Raw genomic sequence first — 21986 nt, forward strand, 5'->3', positions numbered from 1 at the left:
ACCAACCACGCAAGGCGCTCCTTGAGCCGCCGGGCAACTTCCTGACATATCCGCCATGGATACCATCGAAGCTGAATGCGTTGTTTCATCACGTGCCGGCACCCGCCCCCGGCCGACGATCGGCCTGCGCGAGGCGGTAGCCGTCATCGTCGGCGTGGTCATCGGCGCGGGCATTTTCAAGGCACCATCCCTTGTCGCCAGTCTCAGCGGCGGCGCCACGCAGATGTTCACGCTGTGGGTGCTGGGTGGCATCCTGTCGCTGATCGGTGCGCTCTGCTACGCCGAGTTGACGACCACCTATCCGCACGCTGGCGGCGACTACCATTACCTGCAGCGCGCATTCGGCCGCCCGGTCGCCTTCCTCTTCGGCTGGGCCCGCTTCTCCGTCATCACGACCGGCTCGATCGCCCTGCTCGCGTTCGTGTTCGGCGACTACATGCAGCAGGCGGTGCCCCTCACGGTGCTGCCCGGCGACTGGGGCAGCACGGCATATGCGGTGGCAGTCATCGCCGGCCTGTCGCTGCTGAACCTGCGCGGCATCCGCACCGGCGCCGGCGCCCAGACCCTCCTGACCATCACCGAGATTCTGGGCCTGCTCGTGATCGTCGGCGCGGCCGCCCTGTTTGCCGATCCGGCGCCGGCGCGCAGCGCTGCCGCGGCTTCTGCTGCAGTGCCAGAAGTCGCCGCGCTCGGCATGGCAATGGTCTTTGTGCTGCTGACCTATGGCGGCTGGAACGAGGCCGCCTACATCAGCGCCGAACTGCGCGGCGGCCCGCGCAATATGGTGCTCGCGCTGACCCTGGGCATCGTGGTCATCACCGTCCTGTATCTGCTGGTGACGTGGGCCTACTGGACCGTGCTGGGCCTGGAAGGCATGGCCGCGTCCGAGGCCGTGGCGGCCGATGTAATGAAGACCGTGTTCGGCGCGCCCGGCGAGAAGATCATGGCGGTGCTCGTCGCGGTCTCGGCCCTCACCTCCATCAACGCCACGATGATCGTCGGCGCCCGCACCAGTTATGCCGTGGGTCTGGACTGGAACAAGCTCGGGCCCCTGGCGACCTGGGATCACGAACGCGGCACGCCGACCGTGGCCATGGCGGTGCAATGCATCGCCGCGCTGGCGCTGGTCGGACTCGGCGCCGCGCTGGGCAGCGGGTTCAAGGCCATGGTCGAATTCACGGCGCCCGTGTTCTGGCTGTTCTTCCTGCTCACCGGCCTGTCGCTGTTCGTGCTGCGCCGGCGCGAGCCGCAGATGCCGCGCCTGTTCAGGGTGCCGCTGTATCCGGTGTTGCCGCTGCTGTTCTGCGCCAGTTGCGCCTACATGCTCTGGTCGAGCCTGTCGTACGTGTACAGCCAGTCGCTCGGCGGCCTGAATGCGGCCTGGATCGGCGTGGCGGTGCTGGCCTGCGGCGCCCTGCTGCTGCTCGTGCTGCGTTCGCGGCACGATCGTCCGGCTACCTGACCAACCCACCTTCCCGAAGGAGATGCTCCGATGACCCCGCCCCCCCGCCGTCGTACGATCCTGCTGTCCGCCGCTGCCGCCACCGGCCTGACGATGCTGCCGTTCGGGCGCGCACTGGCCCAGATCACGGCCGCCATACCCCGCCTCGATGTCCCGTACGTGCCGACGCCACAGGACGTCGTCGACAAGATGCTCGACCTGGCCAGGGTCGGCAAGAACGATACGCTGTTCGACCTTGGCTGCGGCGACGGACGCATCGTCGTGACGGCCGCGAAAGCGCGGGGTGCACGCGGCACCGGCATCGACATCGATCCGGTCCGCATCGCCGAGGCGACCGAAAACGCGAAAAAGGCGGGGGTGTCCGACCGCGCCAAATTTCGTGTCGGCGACCTGTTCAAGACGGATTTCTCGACTGCCACTGTCGTAACGCTGTACTTGCTGCCCAACATCAACGCGAAGCTGCGCCCGCAATTGTGGAAGCAACTGAAGGTCGGCACGCGCGTGGTCTCGCATGCCTTCGATATGGGCGCCGAATGGCCTGCCGAAAAAACGGTCGAGGTCGATGGCCGCACTATCTATTATTGGACGGTGACCGAGGCGAACAAGCGCGCGGTGGCTTGAACCAGCACGGCCGCTGCGATATCCCGCGCGGTCACCCATCATTCTCCAGCCTGCTAAACAGTCGCCCGGCACCATGCCGGGCGAACTCATTATATTTCCCATTAACAAGTTGACATTCCTAGATGAGAATGGTTATCATTACCGTCTTTTGGCGATCTGACCACACCCGTCCATGAAAACGGAGTAGCGGTCGTGTGAATCAACCACGAACAACAGGATAAAAAGATGGATAAGCTGGTCTGCCCTACGGGGCGTCTTCACGTGAAAACACTGACGCTGTGCGTGAGCCTCGCGCTTCCGTTCGTTGCCCAGGCCCAGTCCACCGACGCGGGCACCACGTCGATGCCGCAAGTGCAAGTGCAGGCGCAGAAGCTGGGCGACGCGGTCGGCTCGTACACGATCGGCCGCACCCGCACCGCCACGCCACTGGACATGTCGCTGCGCGACACACCGCAATCGGTGTCGGTCATCACGCAGCAGCGCATCGAAGACCAGGGCCTGCTCACCATCACCGACGTCGCCAACAACGTCACCGGCGTCTCGGTCAACCAGTACGAAACCCACCGCGCGAGCTTCACGGCCCGTGGTTTCGAAGTCACCAATCTGCAGATCGACAACATCCCGACCACCTGGGACGCCGCCTGGAGCGCCGGCGAAGTGTTGGGCAGCCTGGCCCTGTACGACCGCGTCGAAGTCGTGCGCGGCGCCACCGGCCTGATGACCGGCGCCGGCACGCCATCGGCCGCCCTGAACCTGGTGCGCAAGCGCGCCTTCAGCAAGAAGCTGGACGGCACGATCGAGGCCACCGTCGGCCGCTGGGACAAGCGCCGCATCATGGCCGATGTCTCGACGCCTTTGAGCGCGTCGGGCAGCATCCGTGGCCGCGCCGTGGCCGAGTACAGCGCCGGCGACAGCTGGGTGCAGTACCTGGAAAACAAGGATCGCACCATCTACGCCACCGTCGAAGCCGACATCGGCCGCGACGGCACCTTCTCGACCGGTTTCTCGCGCCAGAAAATGAACCCGCGCGGCTCGATGTGGGGCGGCCTGCCATACCGCTACAGCGACGGCTCGATCATCGACTGGGACCGTTCGAAGACCACCGGCACCCCGTGGACCGGCTATGAAAACCAGTATGACAATTTCTTCGCCGATTACGAGCACCGCTTTGCCAACGGCTGGAACCTGCGCCTGACCTACACCGATGCCACCCGCGACGGCGACTCGCACCTGCTGTACCTGTCGGGCGTGCCGGATCGCGTGACGGGTTCTGGCCTGGGAGCCTTTGCCGGCTCCTACGTCATCCAGACGAAGCAGAAAGACCTCGGCGTGCACGCCAGCGGCCCCTTCTCGGCCTTCGGACGCCAGCACGAAGCCGCGTTCGGCTACCTGCATGCCAAGACCGATTTCCACTCGAACAACCGCCTGGCCAGCTTCGCCGGTGAACCTGACGGTGCGGCACCAGCAGTCCGTGATTTCAACAACTGGAATCCGGCGTCGTACCCCGCCCCGGTATGGGGCCAGCAGGCCCGCTACGAGACCAGCGCAACGAAGCAGCAAGGCCTGTACGGCATGGCGCGTTTCTCGGTCACCAACGATCTCAAGGCAATCATCGGCGCGCGCGTGACCAAATACGAAAAGCAAGGCGGCGGCCAGTGGCAAGACCCGTACTCGCTCAATTACGACAACGAGATCACGCCCTACGCCGGCCTCGTGTTCGACCTGAACGACACCTACTCGCTGTATGCCAGCCACACGAGCATCTTCGAGCCGCAAAACCTGAAGGACCTGGCGGGCAACCTGCTCGACCCGATCGAAGGCAAGGCCAACGAAGCGGGCATCAAGGGCGAGTTCTTCGACCGCCGCGTCAACGCCTCACTGGCCGTGTTCCATCTGAAGCAGGACAACCTGGGCCAGGCCGCCGGCCGCATCGACCGCGATGGTGCGGCCGGCCCGCTGCTTGAAGAAAGCTATTACCGCGCCGCGCAGGGCGCTACCAGCAAGGGGATCGAGCTGGATGTGTCGGGCGAGATCGTCCCGGGCCTGAACGCCAGCATCGGCTACGCGATCTTCCGCGCCAAGGATGCAACGGGCGTCGACTTCAACTCGATCTACCCACGCAAAACGCTGCGCGCATTTGCCAGCTATCGCCTGCCGGGCCAATGGAACAAGCTGACCGTCGGCGGCGGCGTGAACTGGGAAGGCAGCACCTACACGATCGACGGCACCGTTGCACCGGGAATCGACGGCCGCATGGAACAGGAATCCTACGCGCTGGTCAACCTGATGGCGCGCTACGAGTTCAACAAGCAGCTGTCGGCCCAGCTGAACGTCAACAATGCGACCGATAAGAAAACGTTCGCGATGTTCGCCGCCTACAACCAGTTCACCTACGGCGCACCGCGCAACACATCGCTGACGCTGCGCTACCGCTTCTGATGGTGTGACGCGGTAAAGCCCTCTGTCGCGGGCCTGGCCATGAACCTGACGCCGTCAGCGTGTGGCCATGGCCCCGACCGCATTGAGCCAGGCGCAATGTTCCGAGGCGGCGAACCCTTTCAGAAAAGCGCGCCGCACCGAGCCCGCCGCGATGCAGGCCGAGACCTGCTTCGAATGGCGCTCGGCCCCGCTCAACTTGCGCACCCAGCCGCGAAACGGGATCAACCCCTCCGCCGTGCGCCGCAGCGCGCCCACCGCCTGGTCCTGAACCAGCGACGAGGCGCGGCGCATCAGGGACGGATCGGCTGGCGACACCGGCGCGTCGAGGTCGGCGCCGAGCACCTCATCGAGCTCGCGGATTTCCAGCGAAATCGCCACGCAGTTCTGGCTGGCCGGCACCTGATACGGATGTCCCCGGGCGGCCAGCAAAATGGCGGGAATATCCTCTTGCGCGACGTTCAGGTCGGTCAGTGGCACGGTCGCTGCCGTCCCGATCCGGTCTGCGGCCGACGACGCGCAACCGGCCAGCACCATCAGCACGATCGGCACGACCAGCGTGGGAATGGCGGCGAACGTGCAGGGTAAGCACCTACGATACGTGGTCATGGCTGGACTATTTCTGAGAGGAAAGGAAGTCAACTCTACCGAGTACGGCGCAGCCCGCCAGTACGCACATCAATCGTGCGCAGTAAAATGGACGACAATTGTCAAATCAGGAGCCACACATGAAACGAACTGCACTCGTCGTTGGTGTTACCGGTATTGGCGGCAACCACGCCGCCCGTGAACTGCTGGCGCAAGGCTGGGATGTCGTTGGCCTGTCGCGCCGCGCACCGCGCGATCTGCCGCAGGTGCGCCACATCGCCGCCGACCTGCTCGACCCTGCTGCGCTCGGCGCTGCATTAAAGGACGTCGCCCCGACCCACGTCTTCATCACGACCTGGATGCGCCAGGATACCGAAGCCGAGAACATCCGCGTCAACGCTGCGCTCGTGCGCAACCTGCTGGACGCGTTGTCGTCGCACAAGAGCGTGCGCCACGTCGCGCTGGTCACGGGCCTGAAGCATTACCTGGGGCCGTTCGAAGCGTATGCCAGTTCGGGCACGCTGCCCGACACGCCGCTGCGCGAATCGCAGCCGCGCCTGCCGCTCGAGAATTTCTATTACGCGCAGGAAGACGAGGTCTATGCCGCGGCCGAGCGCGACCGCTTCACCTGGACCATCCACCGGCCGCACACCGTCATCGGCCTGGCCGTTGGCAATGCGATGAACCTGGGCACCACGCTGGCCGTGTATGCGACGATCTGCAAGGAGACGGGCCGCCCGTTCCAGTTCCCCGGGTCAAAGGCGCAGTGGGATGGCATGTCGGACGTGACCGATGCCCGGATGCTGGCCAAGCAGCTGGTCTGGGCCGCCGATACCGATGCGTCGCGCAACGAGGCCTTCAATATCGTCAATGGCGACGTGTTCCGCTGGAGCTGGTTGTGGCCAAAGCTGGCCGCGTTCTTCGGCGTCGAGGCGGCCGGTTTCAATGGCACGGTGCAGCCACTCGAAGCGGCGATGGCAAACGATGCGCCGCTGTGGCGTGACATCGCGGCGCGCCACGGCCTGGTGGAAGCCGATCTGGATCGCCTGGCCTCGGCCTGGCATACCGACCTCGATCTGGGCCGGCCGCTTGAAGTCATAACAGACATGAGCAACAGCCGCCGCCTTGGCTTCACGGCCTATCAGGCGACCGACGCGTCGTTCTTCGACCTGTTTGAACGCCTGCGCGCAGAACGTCTGATCCCATAACGAACCAGGCAGGTGCGGCCCGTCCTGTCACGGCCGCGCCCTGAAGCCATGCTCAAGCGACAGCGGCAAGACGCAGCGGCGCAGCCGCAAGCGCGGGCCGCTCTTGCCGGCCTGTTTCGCCACCGGCGCCCGAAAGCCGGAACTGGCCTACCAGGCTGGCCAGGGTCGATGCCTGCGCCTGCAGTTCCTGCGACGCGGCTGAGGCTTCTTCAACAAGCGCGGTGTTTTGCTGGGTCATGCCATCCATTTCGCCGATCGCGTTGCTCACTTCGCCCAGGCCCACGCTTTGCTCGGCGCTGGCAAGCGTGATGTCGCCCATGATTTCGGTCACGCGTTGCACGCTCTCCATCAGGGTCTGCATGGTGCTGCCTGCGCGCTGGACCAGTTCAGAACCCGTGTCCACTTTACCGACCGAGTCTTCGATCAGCACCTTGATTTCCTTGGCAGCGCTGGCCGAACGCTGCGCCAGGTTGCGTACTTCGCTGGCCACGACGGCAAACCCGCGCCCCTGTTCGCCTGCGCGCGCTGCTTCCACCGCGGCGTTGAGCGCCAGGATGTTCGTCTGGAACGCGATGCCGTCGATGACCGAAATGATGTCGACGATGCGCTTGGATGACGCATTGATCGACGCCATCGTGTCCGTCACCTGAAGCATGACGGCGCCGCCCTCCTGCGAGACCGACGACGCAGACTGCGCGAACGTGTTGGCCTGCCGTGCATTGTTCGCGTTTTGCTGGACGGTCGTGGTCAGCTCTTCCATGGCAGATGCAATGCGTTCCAGTGAAGACGCCTGTACCTCGGTGCGTGAGGCCAGATCGCAGCTGCCCTCGGCGATTTCGGACGAGGCACTCGCAATCGCATCGGTTCCATGGCGCACCTTGCCGACGATCGACGCGAGACTGTCGCGCATGGTTTTTACCGAGAACAGCAGGCTCGTGCTGTCGCCGCTGCGAACATCGACGTTCGTGGCGAGGTCGCCCGAGGCAATCTGGTTGGCAATCTGGGCGGTATAGGCAGGCTCGCCACCCAGCTGTTTGAGCAGCAGGCGCTTGATGGCGGTCGATATCACGACGCTGAACACGAACGCGGTCAGGGTCAGACCGATCACCCAGTTACGAGCGGCAGCTTCAGCCTGTTCGGCCGATGCGTCGGCGTCAGCCACCTCGCGCTCGGCGTTGGCGACCAGTACCGCGATGTCCTTCACGATCTGCTGTCGTAGCGGGCTGCACTCCTCGACCAGGAATTGTCCAAATGCTTCCATCTGGCCCGCTTCACGGAACTTGCGTGGTTTTTCCAGTGCAGCGGCCATCGTCAGCAATCCCGCACGCACCTTGTCGAACTGGGAGTCGCCGGCAAACGCCGGCGACATGCCCTCGAGCGCGGCGAGATATACCTTCTTTTGCTGGTCGACCAGGTCGAGCTCGTTCCTGGCCTGCGCGTCGCTGGTGAAGACGTAGGCATTGCGCGCTGCCAGCCCGGTCTGCGCCAGTGCTTCGCGGGCGATGTACAGTGGCTTGAGGTGCGCCTGATTGACGCGATGCAGCTTCTGCGTTGCGGTGTGAATGGCCGTCAAACCGAAAATGGAAAATGCACCAAGTAGCAGCATCAGCGCGGTGACCAGACCGAATCCCAGCATGAGTTGGGTGCCGATTCTCAGGTTCTTGAATGCGTTCATTTTTGCCTCGGAAGGGTTTCTGCTGGTTGATGTCGACGGTGCGATCGCCATGTGCACTGAAGCCGGATGCGGATTGACTGACAACGACAGAACGACGTTGCCTCTCTACACGGGTTTGTCAGGGCATGGAACGCGGCAGGTCGACCCGGTATGTTCGTGACAGGGCGTCATGAGCGAAGCGGCGCCGGCCCACCTGGCAGGTTCATCTCACCACTGCGTCATTACAGGCTTCAGTGTAAGCAAAATTTCTCCGCAGAATGCCATGCGATGCACATAAAGAATAGATCGTTGCCATGAAACAACATATACGTCAACTGTACCGCGTGGCATCATCTCGTATCTTCAATGGCGCCAATGCAGGCTGATGTCATTGCCATCGAGAGACGCACATAGCACCTTGTCATTTTTCCCAACGCAGCGGTCGAGCGCCGACCGCGGGCCGCCCGCCCGGGGCGCAGAACGATTCGGCCGCGACCAGCGCAGCGTCTGTAATGGGCGTTTTGCTCTACACTTCCTGTCGCCCCTTTGCACCTACGGCGCCGGCGCGTATTTCGCGCGCGTCGGCGACGGGCGTGCACCGCCTCGACAACCTGGCATCAATCCGCGAATGGAGATCTGGAAAACATGAATTCAAGCGTGCTCGGCCTTGCCACCACTTTCTCGCTCACCCTGCTCGCGTTCGCCGCTGCCCCGGCAACCGCAAACGCGCAGGCCAGCGCAACCGCCCCCGGCGGCCTGCCTTTCGAGGTCAAGGCAGTCGGCACATTCAACAGCCCTTGGGCCATGGCATTTCTGCCTGACGGCAACGTGCTGGTCACGCAGAAGGAAGGGACGATGATCCTGTTCGATCCTGCCACCGGTACCAAGCGGACCGTAGCAGGCACGCCCACCGTCAGCAGCAAGGGCCAGGGCGCGCTGATGGACATCGTGCCCGCTCCCGACTTCGCGGCCAGCAAAATGCTCTACTTTAGCTACTCTGAAGCGGGTAGCGGCGCCGACACCCGGGTGATGCTCGCCACGGCGACACTGGATCAGGCGGGCGGCGCACTCAAGAATACCAAGGTCATTTTCCGCGGCCAGGATGCGTCGACGGGCGGGCACTATTCGGGCCGTATTGGCTTCTCGCCGGATGGCAAGTACCTGTTCTTTACCAGTGGCGACCGCCAGCTGTTCGACCCGGCGCAAGACCCCAAGTCGACGCTCGGCAAAGTGCTGCGCCTGAACCTCGACGGCACGCCGGCGGCTGGCAACCCGCTCGCGGCGAAGGGGTTCACCCCGGCCGTCTGGTCGTATGGTCACCGCAATCTGCTGGGCGTGGCCTTTGACAAGCAGGGGCGCTTGTGGGAAATGGAGATGGGGCCGCGCCATGGCGACGAGATCAACCTGATCAAGCCAGGCCTTAACTATGGCTGGCCGAAAGCGTCGAACGGCAGTCACTATGACGGCCGGGACATTCCTGACCACAAGCCTGGCGACGGCTTCGAAGCCCCGAAAGTGTCCTGGGATCCGGCCATCTCACCAGGGGGCCTTGCCTACTACGACGCGGACCTGTTCCCGAAGTGGAAAAATTCCCTCTTCATCACCGGCCTCTCGGGCAAGTCGCTGGACCGCATCGCCCTCGACGGCGAGAACGCGAAGAAGGTAGATCATTGGGACATGGGCGAACGCATCCGCGCCGTTCGCACCGGGCCGGACGGCGCAGTATGGCTGCTGGAGGACGGTCCACGCGGCAAGCTCCTGATGCTGACACCGAAAAAGTAAGCCCGCAGCCACTGCGTGACGCGGGCCTGCCCGCTGTTGCGCTATGGGTTGTTCACGCAGGCCAGCGTGCCGCCGGCAACCTGGCTGCGCACGCCGGCCGAGATCGCCGCAGCCAGCTTGGCCAACGCAGCGCGATGCCCGGCCACCAGTGCCTCGTAACCCGGCCCCACGTTTTCCTGGAACACGCTGCGGCACGTCTGCACCGAGCCGCCATCGACCTTGCGCACGTTCCAGACCGCGTCGATCAGGGCATAGCTGCCCTCCTTCGATTCGAAGCGCTGGATGTTCGCACCGATACGGTACAGCGTGCTGCCGGCGGGTGCCGGGTTGCGGTACACATCCACACCACCCAGATTGGCCGCAATCCCCAGCGACAGCCCGGTGGTAATTTCATCGGCCAGCGGACCGGCCCAGCGATGGTGCTCCATCAGCTCGATCTTGCCGGCCTCGCCCGCCACCATCAGTTGCGGACGGCGCACCTGCGCGGGAATCGTCACCGGGCGCATCTCGAAGAACAGCGGCGCGCTGGCCGCCGCCGGCGGCACGACCGTGGCTGCGCCGCCGCTGAGGGTATAGAACTGGTCGGTTGGCGTGCTCGAGCAGCCTGCCAGCAGCAGCGGGGCTGCCAGCGCCGCGCCTGTCAGTGCGCGGCGCGCCTGGATAAACAGCGTCATTCTTTTTTCTCCTGAGGTTTGCCGCGAATGAGCGACTGCGGATTGCGTTCGAGGTAATCGGCCAGCGCATCGATCTTGGCCATCGTGTCGGTCACCGACTGCAGCGCCTTTCGCAGGTCGGACTGCAGCGGCGCATCCTGCGCCAGCACGCTTTCGGCGCTGGCGAACGTGGCCTTGGCGGCATTGAGCGTCTGCTGCATCTCAGGCAGCACTTTCCCATCGATCCGTGCCAGTGTGGCGTTGGCCTGCACCAGCGTGCGGTTCAGGTTCACGCCGATCTCGTCGAACGGAATCTTGTCGAGTTTGCCCGCGATGCGCGAGATCTGGCTTTGCAGCTCGTCGAGCTGGCCTGGCACCGTCGGCAAGACCAGCATGTCGCCCTGCGCCGCGATCGTCGCCTTGCGGGCATTCGGGAAGAAGTCCAGCGCGATGTACAGCTGGCCGGTCAGCAGGTTGCCGTTGCGCAGCTGCGCGCGCAAACCGCGGCCCACCATCGCGGTCAAGGCACGCTGGCCGCCGTCTTCGCGTTCCATCGCCGCCATGAAGCCTTTGCCGAGACGTCCCGGATACAGGTCGACCGTAATCGGCATGGTGAATTTCTGGCGCTCGCGATCGAATTCGATGCCGACCGCGCGCACTTCGCCCAGCGCCACGCCGCGGAAATCGACGACAGCGCCCGGCGACAGGCCGCGCAGCGACTGGTCGAAGTACACCACGGCCGTCACCGCCGGACCGTCCGGCGGGCGCAGCGCGGCGCTGCGGTCTTCGGACAGCACGAAGCGGGTGCCGGCCGGCGCCGGCGTTACCGGCTTGCGGTCGTCGGCCGATTCGAACGCGATGCCGCCGGTGGCCAGGGCCGCCAGCGACTGGGTATTGAGCTTCAGGCCGCTCGCATCGAGGCGCAAATCGACGCCGCTGGCATGCCACCAGCGCGAATCCGGGCCCACCAGGCCGATGTAGGGCTGTTCGACGAACACCGACATGTCGATACCGTGCCCGGCCTTGTCCAGCGCCACCGATGCCACCTGCCCCACGCGCACGCGCTTGAAGTAGACCGGCGAACCGGGCGCCACCGAACCGAGCGTCTCGGCATGCAGCTTGTATTCGCGGCCCTTCAGGCCAATCGGAATCGGCGGCGCTGTTTCCAGGCCGGTGAAGCTGTTGGTCGTGTCTTCCTTGACCCCGGGCGCCGCGCCGATGTAGGGACCGGACAGCAGCGTGCCCAGCCCCGAGACACCGCTGGCGCCGATTTGCGGCTTCACGACCCAGAAGCGCGAGTCGATGGCGGTGAAGCGGTCGGCCTCCTTGGCCATCTCGATCTTGGCCACGACGCGGTTGCCGTCTTCGCCGAGCGTGACCGAGACGACGCGGCCGATGTCGACGTCCTTGTACTTGACCTTGGTCTGCCCGGCTTCGAGCCCTTCGCCACTGGAGAAATACACGTAGACGGTCGCGCCCTTGTTGGTCACCCAGCTGACCACCTGCCAGGCACCGATCAGCGCAGCGAGCACGGGAATCATCCAGATCAGCGACGGCAGCCAGCGGCTCGGGCGATCAACGGCGGGCGAAGCCGCCAGCGGCGCCGATGGCCCCACGGGTGGTCCGGGCGGGGTTGGTGGCGGTGTGCCCGGTGGTGTTGCGCTGTCCTGTTCAGACATGTGGTTCTCCGTTCGATTCAATAGGGTCCCAGATCAGGCGCGGGTCGAACTGGTGGGACGCGACCATTGTCACGATCACCACGCAGCCAAACGCAATCGCGCCCGGTCCGGCCGTGATCACCACCAGCGCATCGAAGCGCACCAGCGCGACGGTCAGGGCAACCACGAAAATATCCAGCATCGACCAGCGGCCGACGAATTCGATGGCGCGATACGCGCGCGTGCGCGCCATCGGCGCCGTGCGCGAGCGCGCCTGGGCAGTGGCGTTGAGCCATGCCAGCGCAGCGAGTTTTGAGACCGGCACCACGATGCTGGCCACGAAGATGATGATGGCCAGGCCCTTGGAGCCGGTGTTCCAGAACAGCACAACGCCGCTCATGATCGTGTCGCCTTCCGTACCCCCGATCGAGCGGGTGTACATCACGGGCAGCATATTGGCGGGAATATACAGCAGCGTGGCAGCCAGCAGCATGGCCCAGGTCCAGCCGACGCTGTGGGGAATCCGGCGGTGCAGCGCCGCGCTGCAGCGGGCGCAGCGGTCGGTGCCATCGCGCGACGGACACGTGTGGTTCACCAGGCCGCAGGCGCTGCACGAGACCAGCACCGAATCGGCTTCGGGAATCGTGGTGGTCTGGCGCGCCGGATCGGATTTGCGCAGCGGCGCGAGACGGTCGGCCAGCGCCCACAGCGCTTTCGGTTCGTAGCGCATGACGAGCGCGCACAGGATCGTGAGTATGCCAAAGGCGAACAGGGCCGGATGTGGCTCCACGCGCGCCAGGCTGGTCATCTTGATCACGGTGATCAGGATGCCGATCATCAGCACTTCGGTCATGGCCCAGTGACGCGCGCCCTGCACCGTGCGCAGCACGAGGTTGAAACCGGGCACGCGCACGCCCCGGGTCAGGCCGAGCGCCACGTAGAACAGGGAAGCGAGTTCGATGCCGGGAAAGATGATGGCGCAAAAAAAGACCATGGCCGCGATGACCTGGTCTCCCGCCCCCCACAGCACCGCCACCGCCTGGTACAGCGTGGCACCCGAGAGCATGCCACCCATCTCGAGCGTGACGATCGGGAACCACTGCGCCAGCAGGAACACCAGGACGGCGCCCAGCGTCAGGGCGGCCAGCACCTCGGCCTGGCGCGCCGGGCTGCCCTTGTGCCAGCGATACAACTCATGCTGGCAGCGGGTGCAGCTGGCGCGCTCGCAGGCGGCCAGCGGCCGCCAGTGATACAGGCTGCCACAGTCATGACACGCGACCAGTTGATCCGTTTTCACCCACTCCCCTTACACCAGTGCTTTCACACTAGGTATTATGACCGAGAGCAACTGAACGTGCAGTTCAAACGTGAGCGCAGTCCCGATCAGAAGCGGACCTTGAGGTAGGCCGACGGGCCGGTCAGCTTGAGGTCGATGTCGGCCGTGCGTTCGCCATTGCGATGCAGGTCGATCTTCTGGATGCCGTAGTCCAGCACCAGGCCGATGTTCTTGTGCGGGAAGTATTCCACGCCGACCGCGCCGTTATAGATATGGCCTTCGACGTTGCCGCCGTTCTTCTTCACGCCCGCGGCTTCCGCGTAGAAGCGGACCTGGTCGTTCAGGGCGTGGCGCCATGCCAGTTCAACGGTCGGGGCCCACACGCTTTCGCTGGCTGACGCCGAACCGCTCCACGTGTAGTTTTCCACTGGCGCGGTCGCGCTGACATTGGCCGTTGCCGAACCGGAAATCTTGGCGCGCAGGTGGGCTGCGCCCAGGCCGATGCCGAAGACATTCTTTTCCTTGCCGAACCACAGCTTGTACGACAGGCGCGCCAGCTCGATGCGCAGGTTGGCGTCGGCGCGGATCGAGCCGCTGACCGGACGGCCTTCATACTCCGTGTTGCCGTTCAGGTCAGCGCCATAGCCTTCGTCGAAGCGGAAGTAATCGAACGAAATGCCGTGGCTGTCGCCGATCAGAACCTCGGCCTTGACGCGTGGCAGCGTGACGTCGTCGATCTCTTCGTCTGGCGTGTCGATGCGGCCATAGCGCGTGTCGCCACCCAGGTGGATTTCCGGCTCGGCGTAGAACGCGCCGGCCGAGATGCTGACGCGATCGAGCGCTGGCGATTGCTGCGCCTGCGCCATGCCTGCTGCGGCGGCGCCCAGCAGGATCGCGCCCTTGAGCGCGCGGACGAGGGTGGTGTGGACAGACGGGGCAGCAGTGCGTCGTACAGGACGGGACATTCTTTCTCCGGATAATCAATTGATGGAAGTGCCCGCCAGACTGTGTCTGACGCGGCAACAATTAATTATCGCAAGATGTTAGTTTGCCAACCCACACGATTGAACTGACTTTGTGGTCATTAAGCCACAGCGGAATATCACGCCATGCAAGTTGCATACTTGGCACACCACCCCGCGTCATTACACGAACGTGCCGGGTGCTTTCAGCGGCTTGGTTTATCATCCAGAAACATTAACCTTTTCGCAAACGCAGCCAATGAAGCAATTTACCCTTCCGCAGAATTCCTTTCTGCTCCTGCTCACGATCGTCACGATCGCTTTCCTCTGGATTCTGTTGCCGTACTCGGGCGCCGTGTTCTGGGGCGTCGTGTTCGCCATCATCTTCGCGCCGTTGCAATCGAAACTGCTGCGCGCGACCAAGGGCAAGCCCACCGTCGCCGCCCTGCTCTCGCTGCTGGTCATCGTGCTGATGGTGCTGCTGCCGCTGGCCATGATCACGGCGTCGCTGGTCGACCAGGTCGCCGGTATCTACACGATGGTCAGCAGCGGCCAGATCGATTTCGCCCACTACTTCGAGGTCGTGATGCGCGCCTTGCCGAACTGGGCCATTTCGATCCTCGAACGCTTCGAACTGACCAACCTGGCATCGCTGCAGACCAAGATCACCGAATTTGCGGCGCAGATCAGCCAGGCTGCCGCCACGTATGCGCTCAATATCGGCCGCAACACGCTCGACTTCGTCGTCAGCATGACCATCATGCTGTACCTGCTGTTCTTCCTGCTGCGCGACGGCCGCATCCTGGCAGCGCGCATCCAGCGCGCCGTGCCGCTGAGTGTCGAATACAAGAGCCGTCTGTTCCAGAACTTCACGACGGTCATTCGCGCCACGGTCAAAGGCAATGTGCTGGTGGCGGTCGCGCAAGGCGCATTGGGCGGCCTGATCTTCTGGATGCTGGACGTGTCCGGCCCACTGCTGTGGGGCGTGGTGATGGCCTTCCTGTCACTGCTGCCGGCCATCGGTGCGGCACTGGTGTGGGGGCCGGTGGCGATTTACTTCCTGGTAACGGGCGCGATCTGGCAGGGCGTGGTGCTGGCCGCGTATGGCGTTCTGGTCATCGGCCTGGTCGACAATATCCTGCGTCCGATCCTGGTCGGCAAGGACACCAAGCTGCCCGACTATGTGATTCTGCTCTCGACGCTGGGCGGCATGGCGCTGTTCGGCCTGAACGGCTTCGTGATCGGACCGGTGATTGCGGCCCTGTTCATCGCGGCCTGGGATCTGTTCTGCCGCTCGGACGAATTCCAGGAAGAGTAACAGGACGGGTTGCAGTAAAGGTAAGATACGCGCTTTGCTCCGGCCAGCATGACGTTGGCCGGGGTCCTGCCGCAACCTGATTCAACGAGACATTCAATGTTTACTACCCTGCTCGACTGGTTCCTCCACCTGGACCGCCACCTCGCAGTACTGGCGGCCGAATACCAGTTGCTCGTCTACGTGCTGCTGTTTGCCGTGATCTTCGTCGAGACAGGCGTGGTCGTGATGCCATTCCTGCCCGGCGACTCGCTGCTGTTCGTCACCGGCGCGCTGGCTGCCAAAGGCATGCTGTCACTGGAAATGCTGATCCCGCTGCTGATCGTCGCAGCGGTGACTGGCGATATCCTCAACTTTGCCATTGGCAGTGCGTTTCGTGAACGCGTGAAGCGCGGTTACCGGTTCCGCCTCATCAAGGCCGAGCACATCGCGCATACCGAGCGCTTCTTCGAGCGCCATGGTCCCAAGACCATCGTGCTGGCGCGTTATGTGCCGATCGTCCGTACGCTCGCACCGTTCGTGGCAGCGCTGGGCAGCATGCGCTATGCCACCTTCCTGGCGTATAACGTCGCTGGCGGAACCCTGTGGGTCGTGTCGCTGACGGTTGCCGGCTACATCTTTGGCAATATCAAATGGGTCAACGACAATCTGACCGCAGTCATCATGGGCATCATCGTGCTGTCGCTGGTGCCAGGCATCGTGGCCTGGCTGCTGGAGCGTCACCGCGCGCGCCGTGCCGGCGGCCAGGTCTGACCTGACCACATGTGTGACGATCCAAGCCGGGAGACGATCCCGGTCAGCATGTCAGGCAGCGCAGACGGCCACCGGCAAGGCCATCGACACGGTGGTGCCCATCCCGGGCCCCGCACTGCGCACGAAGATCGATCCGCCATGGGCTTCGCAGACGCCCTTGGCGATCGTCAAGCCCAGTCCCGCCCCAACGGGCGCGCGGCCCGGTGCCAGCGCACGGCGCTCGAATGGCTCGAAAATGTGCTGCAAGTCTTCTGCCGCAATGCCGGCCCCGCAGTCGATGACCTCGGCGCGCAGCATATTGCCCTCGATATAGACCCGCAGGCAGATTTCCTCGCCATCCGGCGTGAACGCACTGGCATTGCACAGCACGTTCCCCAGTGCCTGCGCCACCCGCTCCGGATCGCAGCGCAACTCGGCGTCGGGATTGTCGACCTCGACGATCAAACGCTGGTTGCGTGACCGCACCAGCGTTTCCACCGCGTCCAGCGACAGGTTCACGATCTCGTGCTTCGTGCACCTGCGCAGCTCGACAGGCAGCGTGTGCACGCAATCAACACGTGACGCGTCCAGCAGATCGGCAATGAAACGTGCGAGCTGCTTGGTTTGCCGCTGGACGACGCCGGCCATTTTTGCCACGACCGGGTCCTTGTTGGCGCGTTGCAGAAGGCCCGCAATACTCATGATGGGCGCCAGCGGGTTGCGCAATTCGTGCGCCAGCATGGCCAGGAATTCTTCACGCGCATTCGCCGCGTCCCGCTCGCGCTCTTGCAACCGCCGCTGTTCGCTGATGTCGGTCAGGCAGCACAAGGCGCCGACGACTGCGCCGTTTGCTTGGAACACGGGCTTGGCATGAATGACGATACGGCGCGCTTGGCCATCGCGGCACACGGCGAGCAGCTCGGTCGGGCATGGTGATGCGCCCGCTGCGGCCTGCGCCGCCGGACTGGTGGCCTTGTCCAGCAATTGGCCGTCCAGTCCGCGCAGCGTCTCAAAACCATCCCAGCGCATGTCTTCCACCAGCGGACACGACTCGCCCCAGATCCGCCGCGCAGCCGCATTGACATGGACCAGCGCACCAGTCGGGGAGCAACAATACGCAGGGCAAGGCATTTGCTCGATTGCCCACGCATAGGATTCCGGCCAGCCATTGTCCAACTCGGTAAATTGACCCTCAACGGGCGTTTTTTTAATGTTCATGGTGCATATGCGGACGAGCACCGCTATCGAATTCTCAATCGACATTATCGAGCTTGCAACATTTGCACAGCGTAGGAGACGAACTACCCTGTGTGTGGGAGGTTGTCGTACAGGCTGCCTGTAAACGACAAACGCCCCGCATCGTGCGGGGCGTTCGAGGCAGACCGGGCGAAAGCCCGGCGCGGGAATCAGTTCGACTTGGCGTGCGCAGCCAGGCGGCGGGCCACTGCTGGCGAGACTGCATCGGCGCCGCGGGTCATGCGGTACAACGCCCAGACATCAGCGCTGCCGGTGGTGCGGGTTGCGACGCTTGGCGCTGCCTTGACTTCACGCACGAAATCGAATGCGGTGCTGAACACGGCGGCCAGTTGGGCAGCGAACGATGGGCGAAGGGACAAGGTGGTCATGATTTTCTTCCTGTGTGTTTGATCTGGTATGAAGCTAGTATGCGCTCTCTCAGATAGAAATCAAATTGCGATCCATGATAGTCGTCATTCACAAATCAACTATCTCGAAAATCCCGTATTTGATCAACAACAGGAAACCACGTGGTACGGGCGCAATGCCGGTACCACCATGCATCCAGCGCAGGCCGTCTTAGACGCCCGCCAATGCAAGGCGTCCAGCCGGCGCTTCCTGGCTACGCGCTGGTGCCGGATGGGCGGCGCCAGCGCGCACGTCCGTCTTGAAGACACTGACGACATCGGCCAGGTGCGCAGCCTGCTCCTGCATCGAACCGGCGGCGGCAGCGGCTTGCTCGACCAGCGCGGCGTTCTGCTGCGTGGCCTGGTCCATCTCGGTGATGGCGGCGTTGACTTGCTCGATGCCGGCGCTCTGTTCGTCGCTGGCATGCGAGATTTCGCTCATGATGCCGGTCACGAGGGAAATGCTCTGCACGATATTGGTCATCGTGGTCCCCGCACTGTCGACCAGGCTGGTGCCCGCTTCGACCTTTTGCACCGAGTCGTCGATGAGGCCCTTGATTTCCTTGGCCGCAGCAGCCGAGCGATGCGCAAGGTTACGCACTTCGGTGGCGACGACGGCAAAGCCACGGCCCTGTTCACCGGCACGCGCCGCTTCCACGGCGGCATTCAGCGCCAGGATATTGGTCTGGAACGCGATGCTGTCGATGACACTGGTGATGTCGACGATCTTGCGCGACGAGGCATTGATCTCGCTCATCGTGCCGACCACTTGCGCAATCACGGCGCCGCCCTGCCCGGCAATGCTGGCCGCTTCGGAGGCCATCGTGTTGGCGCGGCGGGCGTTATCGGCATTCTGGCGCACGGTGGACGTGAGTTCTTCCATCGACGAAGCAGTTTCTTCCAGCGAACCGGCCTGCTGTTCGGTGCGACGCGACAGGTCCAGATTGCCGGCAGCGATTTCGGCCGAGGCAGTCGCGATGGTTTCCGTACCGGCCCGGACGCGGGTTACGATACCGAGCAGGTTATCGTTCATTTTCTGCAAGGCCGCCATCAACTGGCCGGTCTCGTCGCGGGTCGTGACGGTGAACTGGCTGCCCAGGTCGCCCGACGACACGCGGTCGGCAACCGCCACCGCATCCTGGATCGGCCGCACGATCGAGCGGGTAATGAAGATGCCGAAGGAAACGCCCAGCACGATGGCGAGCGTTCCCAGGCCGATCAGGGTCGTACGCGCCGTGTCATACGCTGCAGCCGCATCGGCCACGAATTTTCCTGCCGAGTTTTGCTGGGCAACCGCAAGCTTGTTGATCGATTCGAGGTAGGCAAGGCTCGTCGGGCGCATCTGGGTGTCGAAGATGCGTCGTGCGCCTTCCGTGTCGCCGCCATTCTTGGCAGCGAGCAGCGCGGTGCGTGCGGCCAGGTACGGCGCCCGGGCAGCCACCACCTCTTCGAGCTGGGCCTGCGACTTCGGGTTGCGCAAGCCGGCCTTGATCGTTTGCTGCAATTCGGTGGAGCGCACCGAGCCTGCTGCAATACGGTCAGTGATGATCCTGACCTGCTCCGGCTCTGGCGTGCGGTACGCCATTTCCATCAGCGTGGTGTTGACTTCGATGATCTTGGACCACTCGGCCACGTTGCGCTGGTTCTTCATGCTGGTATTGACCACGCGATCGGTCGCATCCTTCATGTCGCCCATGCGACCGAGGGTCACGACGATCACGATGGCCATGAGGATCAGTACGGCCGCATAGCTGAACGCCAGGCGCGTGCCTATTTTTAAGTTTTTCATCAACGGTTATCCGGGAGGGTGTGTGTGAGACCGGCGCCCTGCGTATGCAAAGGAACGCCGCATGGGCAAAGATGCCCAAAAGAAATATCATCGCACATGCGACACCCTCGCGTGTTGCACACGGCCAACATCTTCGGCTAACAGAGACGAATCTTCGTGTAATACGCGTAAATACTTTCAACCTCAAACATGGTCGATTCAGCATGCATGCGACGCTGCTCGGTCTTCTGCGCCGATGGATCGGACAGACTGCCGTGCAGCGCGAACCTGTACTGCACGCTCAGTGACCGGCCACCGGGGTCATCGCGCGGAAGATCTGGATGACTGCCGGTCCCAGCAACACCACCAGCAACGCCGGAAAAATGCAGAAGATCAGCGGGAACAACAGCTTGGTTGCAATCTGCCCCGCCTTCTCTTCCACCAGTTGCCGCCGCCGCGTGCGCAGTTGTTCCGATTGCACACGCAGCGCGGTGCCGACGCTGGTGCCGAAGCGTTCGGCCTGGATCAGCATTTTGACGAGCGCATCCACGTCTTCCACGCCGGTGCGCAGCGCCAGATTGCGCAGCGCTTTTTCCTTGGCGCTGCCGGCGCGCAGTTCGAGCGTCACCAGTTGCAGCTCATCGGCCAGCACCGGACTTTTCAGGCCGATCTCGTTGCCCACGCGAGCCAGCGCCGCATCCATCGCCAGACCCGCTTCGACACAGACGGTCATCAGGTCGAGCGCATCGGGGAAGCTTTCGAAGATGTCGCGCTGGCGATTGGCGACACGGCGCTTCAGGAGAAAGTCCGGCAGGTAGTAGCCGATGCTGGCCGCGCTCACCAGCAACAGGAAGGTCAGCGCCAGAGGCCGGTCAGGCTGGTGCGGCAGCGCGATCCAGACCAGCAGTGGCAGGCCGATCGTCAGCACCGATTTGCCGGCGTGGTACAGCCCGGGAGCCGAGGGCGCGCGCCAGCCGGCATTGATGAAGCGCAGCCGCAATGGCGAGGATTCCCACCCGTCGGTCGGCACCGACAGCTTGGCCAGCGGCTCGGCGAAATCGGCCAGGCGCGCGCCCCAGCCGTCCCCGCGCCGGGTCTTGGGCATATCGCGCTCGTCCAGCGCCACCAGACGCGCCTTGACGGGATCGCGCGTGAGCAGCAGCAAGGCTGCCACCGCAATGCCGAACACCAGCAGGAACATCGCTGCCAGCATGAGAATGTTTGCCATGGTCATCGTGTCGTACTTTCGTTACATCCGGATGCGGACGATCTTGCGGATCGCCAGCACGCCAAAACCCATCATGCCCAGCGCCGCGCCGCTCAGCTGGCGCCCGATCGGATCATTGACCAGCACACCCATTGTCTCGGGATTGGCCAGCGCCATCATGCCGCCGGCGCCAAACGGCAGCAGGCACAGCACCCAGGCCGAGATGCGACCCTCGGCAGACAGCACGCGCACCTGGCCGGCCAGCTTGTGGCGATCGCGGATGATGCTCGAAATCGACGTCAGCAATTCAGTCAGGTTGCCACCGCTCTCGCGCTGGATCAGCACGGCGACGACGAAGTACTGCAAATCCATGCTCGGTACGCGCTGCGCCAGGTTATTCAGCGCGTCGCCCATCGAGACGCCAAAGTTGACTTCATCGAATGCGGTCTTGAATTCTTCGCCCAGCGGTGCACTCACCTCGTCGGCCGCCAGTTTCAGCGCCGTCGGAAACGCGTGGCCGGCGCGCATCGCGCGGCTCATCATGTCGAGCGCTTCAGGCAGCTGGCGCTCGAAGCGCACCATGCGCGCATCGCGCGCGCGCGTCAGGCGCAGCAGCGGCAGCCACCCGGCAACGAGGGTGCAACCCACGAAGCCGAGCAAGGGCAGGCGCAGCAGCAACGCCGCCACGATCCCGCCAACCGCACACGCTGCGCACACGGCCAGCAGCGACGCCACTTTCTGCGCACTGCCCGCCTGCAGCAGCATGCGGTCCAGCCGGTACACACCAGGCACGCGGCGCAGCAACGGTTCCAGCTCCGGGTTGTCGGACAGGCGCCGTTCCTTGACGATGGTGACATCGAGTTCGCGCGTCTCGCGCCCGATCACGCTGCGCAGGCGGCGCGCGATGCGCTCGGCTTCCGGGTTGTTGTTCGCCTGCCAGGCCGTATACACGCCCCATACCAGCAGCAGGACGGCGACGAACAGCAGCAGGATGAACAGGAGGAAGGTGGTATCCATGCCA

General features: G+C 63.9%; 18 protein-coding genes. 7 read left to right on the forward strand and 11 right to left on the reverse strand.

The features are described 5' to 3' along the window. Positions 1-55 precede the first annotated feature (55 nt). The 3 genes from AC56LW_RS10590 (at position 56) to AC56LW_RS10600 (ending at position 4522) form a co-directional block, all read left to right on the forward strand. Positions 56-1462 (forward strand): APC family permease, encoded by a 1407-nt coding sequence (locus AC56LW_RS10590; protein WP_499634091.1) that lies wholly within the window; start codon positions 56-58, stop codon positions 1460-1462. A gap of 30 nt (positions 1463-1492) precedes the next feature. Continuing rightward, entirely contained in the window at positions 1493-2083 is a 591-nt protein-coding gene (locus AC56LW_RS10595; RefSeq protein WP_499634093.1) for an SAM-dependent methyltransferase, read from the forward strand. A 225-nt stretch (positions 2084-2308) separates the two neighbouring features. Further along, complete coding sequence (locus AC56LW_RS10600; protein ID WP_499634095.1) at positions 2309-4522, forward strand: TonB-dependent siderophore receptor; 2214 nt, start codon at positions 2309-2311, stop codon at positions 4520-4522. Positions 4523-4576: 54 nt separating this feature from the next. Here the strand turns inward: AC56LW_RS10600 and AC56LW_RS10605 are convergent, their stop codons facing one another. After that, positions 4577-5128: a hypothetical protein gene (locus AC56LW_RS10605; protein WP_499634099.1), complete on the reverse strand. Its 552-nt coding sequence runs from the start codon at positions 5126-5128 to the stop codon at positions 4577-4579. 119 nt (positions 5129-5247) lie between these two features. Here AC56LW_RS10605 and AC56LW_RS10610 point away from each other — a divergent pair, with 119 nt between their 5' ends. Beyond that, complete coding sequence (locus AC56LW_RS10610) at positions 5248-6315, forward strand: SDR family oxidoreductase (RefSeq protein ID WP_499634101.1); 1068 nt, start codon at positions 5248-5250, stop codon at positions 6313-6315. Between the two features lie 52 nt (positions 6316-6367). Here the strand turns inward: AC56LW_RS10610 and AC56LW_RS10615 are convergent, their stop codons facing one another. Continuing rightward, entirely contained in the window at positions 6368-7990 is a 1623-nt protein-coding gene (locus AC56LW_RS10615) for a methyl-accepting chemotaxis protein (RefSeq protein WP_499634103.1), read from the reverse strand. Positions 7991-8614: 624 nt separating this feature from the next. On the opposite strand from AC56LW_RS10615, the gene AC56LW_RS10620 reads away from it, so the two are divergent. Further along, the gene (locus AC56LW_RS10620; RefSeq protein WP_499634105.1) at positions 8615-9751 is read left to right on the forward strand and encodes a PQQ-dependent sugar dehydrogenase; all 1137 of its coding nucleotides are present in this window, start codon (positions 8615-8617) and stop codon (positions 9749-9751) included. 41 nt (positions 9752-9792) lie between these two features. Here AC56LW_RS10620 and AC56LW_RS10625 read toward each other — a convergent pair whose 3' ends face one another. The 4 genes from AC56LW_RS10625 to AC56LW_RS10640 form a co-directional block, all read right to left on the reverse strand. Further along, positions 9793-10425: a PqiC family protein gene (locus AC56LW_RS10625; RefSeq protein WP_499634107.1), complete on the reverse strand. Its 633-nt coding sequence runs from the start codon at positions 10423-10425 to the stop codon at positions 9793-9795. Continuing rightward, a complete protein-coding gene (locus AC56LW_RS10630; protein ID WP_332531699.1) occupies positions 10422-12083 on the reverse strand; it encodes a PqiB family protein in 1662 nt (553 codons plus the stop codon). Before AC56LW_RS10630 ends, AC56LW_RS10625 begins: the two co-directional genes overlap by 4 nt. After that, positions 12076-13359 (reverse strand): paraquat-inducible protein A, encoded by a 1284-nt coding sequence (locus tag AC56LW_RS10635; RefSeq protein WP_332531698.1) that lies wholly within the window; start codon positions 13357-13359, stop codon positions 12076-12078. The genes AC56LW_RS10630 and AC56LW_RS10635 overlap by 8 nt, the downstream gene beginning before the upstream one ends. Before the next feature lie 86 nt (positions 13360-13445). After that, on the reverse strand, positions 13446-14303 hold the full coding sequence (locus AC56LW_RS10640; RefSeq protein ID WP_499634109.1) for a hypothetical protein: 858 nt from the start codon (positions 14301-14303) through the stop codon (positions 13446-13448). 256 nt (positions 14304-14559) lie between these two features. Between AC56LW_RS10640 and AC56LW_RS10645 the strand changes: the two genes are divergently transcribed. Together AC56LW_RS10645 and AC56LW_RS10650 are read left to right on the forward strand one after the other, a co-directional pair. Next, on the forward strand, positions 14560-15618 hold the full coding sequence (locus AC56LW_RS10645) for an AI-2E family transporter (RefSeq protein ID WP_183552805.1): 1059 nt from the start codon (positions 14560-14562) through the stop codon (positions 15616-15618). A 96-nt stretch (positions 15619-15714) separates the two neighbouring features. After that, a complete protein-coding gene (locus tag AC56LW_RS10650; protein ID WP_332531696.1) occupies positions 15715-16368 on the forward strand; it encodes a VTT domain-containing protein in 654 nt (217 codons plus the stop codon). A gap of 51 nt (positions 16369-16419) precedes the next feature. Here the strand turns inward: AC56LW_RS10650 and AC56LW_RS10655 are convergent, their stop codons facing one another. The 5 genes from AC56LW_RS10655 to AC56LW_RS10675 form a co-directional block, all read right to left on the reverse strand. Continuing rightward, the gene (locus tag AC56LW_RS10655; RefSeq protein ID WP_499634112.1) at positions 16420-17565 is read right to left on the reverse strand and encodes a PAS domain-containing sensor histidine kinase; all 1146 of its coding nucleotides are present in this window, start codon (positions 17563-17565) and stop codon (positions 16420-16422) included. Between the two features lie 188 nt (positions 17566-17753). Then, positions 17754-17972, reverse strand: coding sequence for a hypothetical protein (locus AC56LW_RS10660; protein ID WP_499634114.1), 219 nt, complete (start codon positions 17970-17972; stop codon positions 17754-17756). A gap of 190 nt (positions 17973-18162) precedes the next feature. Beyond that, positions 18163-19779: a methyl-accepting chemotaxis protein gene (locus AC56LW_RS10665; protein WP_499634116.1), complete on the reverse strand. Its 1617-nt coding sequence runs from the start codon at positions 19777-19779 to the stop codon at positions 18163-18165. Positions 19780-20059: 280 nt separating this feature from the next. Further along, a complete protein-coding gene (locus AC56LW_RS10670) occupies positions 20060-20992 on the reverse strand; it encodes a type II secretion system F family protein (protein WP_499634118.1) in 933 nt (310 codons plus the stop codon). A gap of 15 nt (positions 20993-21007) precedes the next feature. After that, complete coding sequence (locus tag AC56LW_RS10675; RefSeq protein WP_499634120.1) at positions 21008-21982, reverse strand: type II secretion system F family protein; 975 nt, start codon at positions 21980-21982, stop codon at positions 21008-21010. Positions 21983-21986: the final 4 nt, after the last annotated feature.

Source organism: Telluria sp. LT2P80, assembly GCF_059685955.1.

Coding starts and splice junctions, on each gene's coding strand:
- AC56LW_RS10640 (WP_499634109.1), bottom strand. CDS start 14,303: ATGTCCCGTCCTGTACGACGCACTGCTGCCCCGTCTGTCCACACCACC.
- AC56LW_RS10675 (WP_499634120.1), bottom strand. CDS start 21,982: ATGGATACCACCTTCCTCCTGTTCATCCTGCTGCTGTTCGTCGCCGTC.
- AC56LW_RS10600 (WP_499634095.1), top strand. CDS start 2,309: ATGGATAAGCTGGTCTGCCCTACGGGGCGTCTTCACGTGAAAACACTG.
- AC56LW_RS10595 (WP_499634093.1), top strand. CDS start 1,493: ATGACCCCGCCCCCCCGCCGTCGTACGATCCTGCTGTCCGCCGCTGCC.
- AC56LW_RS10610 (WP_499634101.1), top strand. CDS start 5,248: ATGAAACGAACTGCACTCGTCGTTGGTGTTACCGGTATTGGCGGCAAC.
- AC56LW_RS10630 (WP_332531699.1), bottom strand. CDS start 12,083: ATGTCTGAACAGGACAGCGCAACACCACCGGGCACACCGCCACCAACC.
- AC56LW_RS10660 (WP_499634114.1), bottom strand. CDS start 17,972: ATGACCACCTTGTCCCTTCGCCCATCGTTCGCTGCCCAACTGGCCGCC.
- AC56LW_RS10620 (WP_499634105.1), top strand. CDS start 8,615: ATGAATTCAAGCGTGCTCGGCCTTGCCACCACTTTCTCGCTCACCCTG.
- AC56LW_RS10615 (WP_499634103.1), bottom strand. CDS start 7,990: ATGAACGCATTCAAGAACCTGAGAATCGGCACCCAACTCATGCTGGGA.
- AC56LW_RS10650 (WP_332531696.1), top strand. CDS start 15,715: ATGTTTACTACCCTGCTCGACTGGTTCCTCCACCTGGACCGCCACCTC.
- AC56LW_RS10590 (WP_499634091.1), top strand. CDS start 56: ATGGATACCATCGAAGCTGAATGCGTTGTTTCATCACGTGCCGGCACC.
- AC56LW_RS10645 (WP_183552805.1), top strand. CDS start 14,560: ATGAAGCAATTTACCCTTCCGCAGAATTCCTTTCTGCTCCTGCTCACG.
- AC56LW_RS10625 (WP_499634107.1), bottom strand. CDS start 10,425: ATGACGCTGTTTATCCAGGCGCGCCGCGCACTGACAGGCGCGGCGCTG.
- AC56LW_RS10670 (WP_499634118.1), bottom strand. CDS start 20,992: ATGACCATGGCAAACATTCTCATGCTGGCAGCGATGTTCCTGCTGGTG.
- AC56LW_RS10655 (WP_499634112.1), bottom strand. CDS start 17,565: ATGAACATTAAAAAAACGCCCGTTGAGGGTCAATTTACCGAGTTGGAC.
- AC56LW_RS10605 (WP_499634099.1), bottom strand. CDS start 5,128: ATGACCACGTATCGTAGGTGCTTACCCTGCACGTTCGCCGCCATTCCC.
- AC56LW_RS10665 (WP_499634116.1), bottom strand. CDS start 19,779: ATGAAAAACTTAAAAATAGGCACGCGCCTGGCGTTCAGCTATGCGGCC.